The organism is Dietzia sp. 179-F 9C3 NHS (assembly GCF_045369825.1).
Lineage (GTDB): Bacteria > Actinomycetota > Actinomycetes > Mycobacteriales > Mycobacteriaceae > Dietzia.
In genome coordinates this window covers 1-2,650 of the sequence record NZ_JBIQES010000034.1, presented here as the reverse complement: position 1 = coordinate 2,650, position 2,650 = coordinate 1, and the positions used below count along the sequence as shown (strand labels likewise).

Sequence of the window (2,650 nt, the reverse complement as noted above, 5' to 3'; positions counted from 1 at the left end):
TGACGACGGACACGAGAGACTGCCCGTAGGCGGTCACGAAGGTGCCCGCTGGCGGACGTGAGAGTTGCCCGCTGGCGGTCATGGGATCTGCCCGACACGACATTGTTTCCCGGCCCGCTTGGGCGGTTCGGGGCCCCTCCTCGGGTGCGATAGCGGTGCTGAAGCGCCCATCGCCCCGAGGAGGGACAACATGAAGTCTGCCGAGGAGATCATGGAAATTCTCGAAGCGTTTGATCTGACAGGGTCGTATCGGGATGCCGGCGAGCTCGCCGGGGTCTCGCACCACACCGTTGCCCGCTATGTGACTGCTCGTGATGCGGGCCGGTTGACCGACAAGCCGGCGGCCCGTCCGCAGTTGATGGACGAGTTCATGCCGAAGGTCGAGGAATGGGTGGAGCGCTCCGGCGGCAAGATCCGCGCGGACGTGGTCCACGACAAGCTGCTCGCGGTGGGGTTCACCGGCTCGGAGCGCACCACGCGTCGGGCGGTGGCGGCGGTGAAGAAGTCCTACCGCGTGGGCCATGCGCGGGTGCACCGGCCCTGGGTGACCGAGCCGGGCCTGTGGTTGCAGTACGACTTCGGTGACGGTCCGGTGATCGACGGGGTCAAGACCGTGCTGTTTTGCGCGTGGCTGGCGTGGTCACGGTTCCGGGTGGTCCTGCCGATCCGCGACAAGACGGCCCCGAGTGTGTTCGCTGCCCTGGATGTGACGTTGCGCCGCCTGGGCGGGGCGCCGACGTATGTGCTGACCGACAACGAGAAGACCGTCACCGTTGAGCACGTGGCCGGGATGGCGGTGCGCAACCCGCAGGTGGTGGCGTTCGCCCGCCACTATGGGGTCACGGTGCTCACGTGCGAGCCCGCGGATCCGGCTTCCAAGGGTGGTAGCGAGTCCACGGTCAAGGTCGCCAAAGCCGACCTGGTGCCCAAGGAGACGAACCTGCGCGGCGAGTACTCCTCGTTCGCTGAGCTGGAGGAGGCCTGCGAGCAGTGGTGCGAGCAGATCAACGACCGGGAGCACCGCGTCACTCGGCGAGCGCCAGCGGAGATGCTCGCCCAGGAACGGGCCCGCCTGCACACCGTGCCGACCGAGGCATACACGGTGGCGCTGGGGGCGACCCGGCAGGTGCCGGTGAACTCGCCGATGGTGACGTTTGAATCCGGACAGTACTCGGTGCCGCACACGCTGCTCGGTCAGACCGTGTGGGTCCGCGCCTATGGTGCCGGCGCCGGCGAGCAGATCGTCGTGGTGCACGTCGGAGCGGATGGGCCGGTGGAGGTGGCCCGCCACCCGCGGGCCACCCCGGGCAGCCCACGACTTGCCGATGCGCACTTCCCGGACGCCCCGGCCGGGGCCCTGCACCGCCAACCCAAGGCCCGCAACGCCGCGGAGGCGGCCTTCCTGGCCCTCGGCGACGGGGCCCGACTGTGGCTGACCGAGGCCGCCGCCGCGGGCACGGCCAGGATGCGGGTGAAGATGGCCGAGGCCGTCGCCCTGGCCAAACTGTTCGACCCGGGCGAGGTCGACTGGGCGCTCGGTCACGCGGCGCTGCACAGCCGGTTCGCCGAGGCCGATCTGCCGTCGATCCTGAACCACCACGCCGCCTCCGGCGGTGCCGGCCAAGCCCACACAGCGGGTGAGGACCGGTCGCTGACCCAGGGCACTTCCGGATGGGCCGCCCTCGGCGGGCAATCACCGGTGGCCGCCGATTCTGAGGAGGTAGACCGATGACCGCCACCGAGGTTCCGGCGCTGGGTGTGCCGGCCAGTCCGCCGCTGCCCGCAGACCTGGATGCCGTGTTGCGGCGCCTGAGACTGCCGCACATTCGCCGCCACGCGCCCGAGGTGATCGCCACCGCCAAAGCCCAACGCTGGGACCCGGCCGAGGTGCTGCGTGCGCTGTTGGCTGAGGAGGCCAGCGGCCGCGACCGGGCCTCGCTGGCCACTCGACGCGCTGCCGCCGGGTTTCCCACTGGCAAGACGTTCGACGCGTGGGACGAGTCCGTCTCCTCGATTCCAGCACCGACTCAACAGGCGTTGCGGACGCTGGAGTGGGTGCACCGCAAGGAGAACCTCGTCGTCTGCGGGCCCTCTGGGACCGGCAAGACGTTCCTGCTCGAGGCCCTCGGGCAGCAGGCGGTCGAGGAGGGACTGAAGGTCTCCTGGTTCACCCTGGAAGACCTCGGCGTTCTCCTGCGCAGTCACCGCGCCGACGACACCGTCACCAAGGCCATCGCCAAGATCCTGCGCGCCGACCTGATCATCGTCGACGACATCGGACTGCTGCCGGTGGCCACCGACGCCGCTGAAGGGCTTTACCGCCTGGTGGACGCCGCCTACGAAAAACGAGCCATCGCGATCAGCTCGAACCTGCACCCGGCCGGCTTCGACGAACTCATGCCCAAGACCATCGCCACCGCGACAGTGGACCGGCTCCTGCACCACGCCCACGTCTGCCAGACCAGCGGCGACTCCGTCCGCCTCTCCCAAGCACTCGCAGGCCAGGGGGTGAAGCCCTTGGCCTGACAACCCGAGGACCCGAGATGGCCAGCCCCTGGGCAGATCCCATGGCCATCTCCGGGCAGATCTGGTGACCGTCACCGGGCAGGTCTCAAGACCGCCCCTGGGCAGAACTCACTGGCCCTTGACA

General features: G+C 69.4%; 2 protein-coding genes. Both read left to right on the top strand.

Annotated elements, in window-relative coordinates; translation table 11 throughout:
* Positions 1-190 precede the first annotated feature (190 nt).
* Positions 191-1,732 (top strand): IS21 family transposase, encoded by a 1,542-nt coding sequence (gene istA / locus ACH0BZ_RS16305; protein WP_259852513.1) that lies wholly within the window; start codon positions 191-193, stop codon positions 1,730-1,732.
* Positions 1,729-2,526, top strand: coding sequence for an IS21-like element helper ATPase IstB (gene istB, locus ACH0BZ_RS16300; RefSeq protein WP_061917874.1), 798 nt, complete (start codon positions 1,729-1,731; stop codon positions 2,524-2,526). The genes istA and istB overlap by 4 nt, the downstream gene beginning before the upstream one ends.
* Positions 2,527-2,650: the final 124 nt, after the last annotated feature.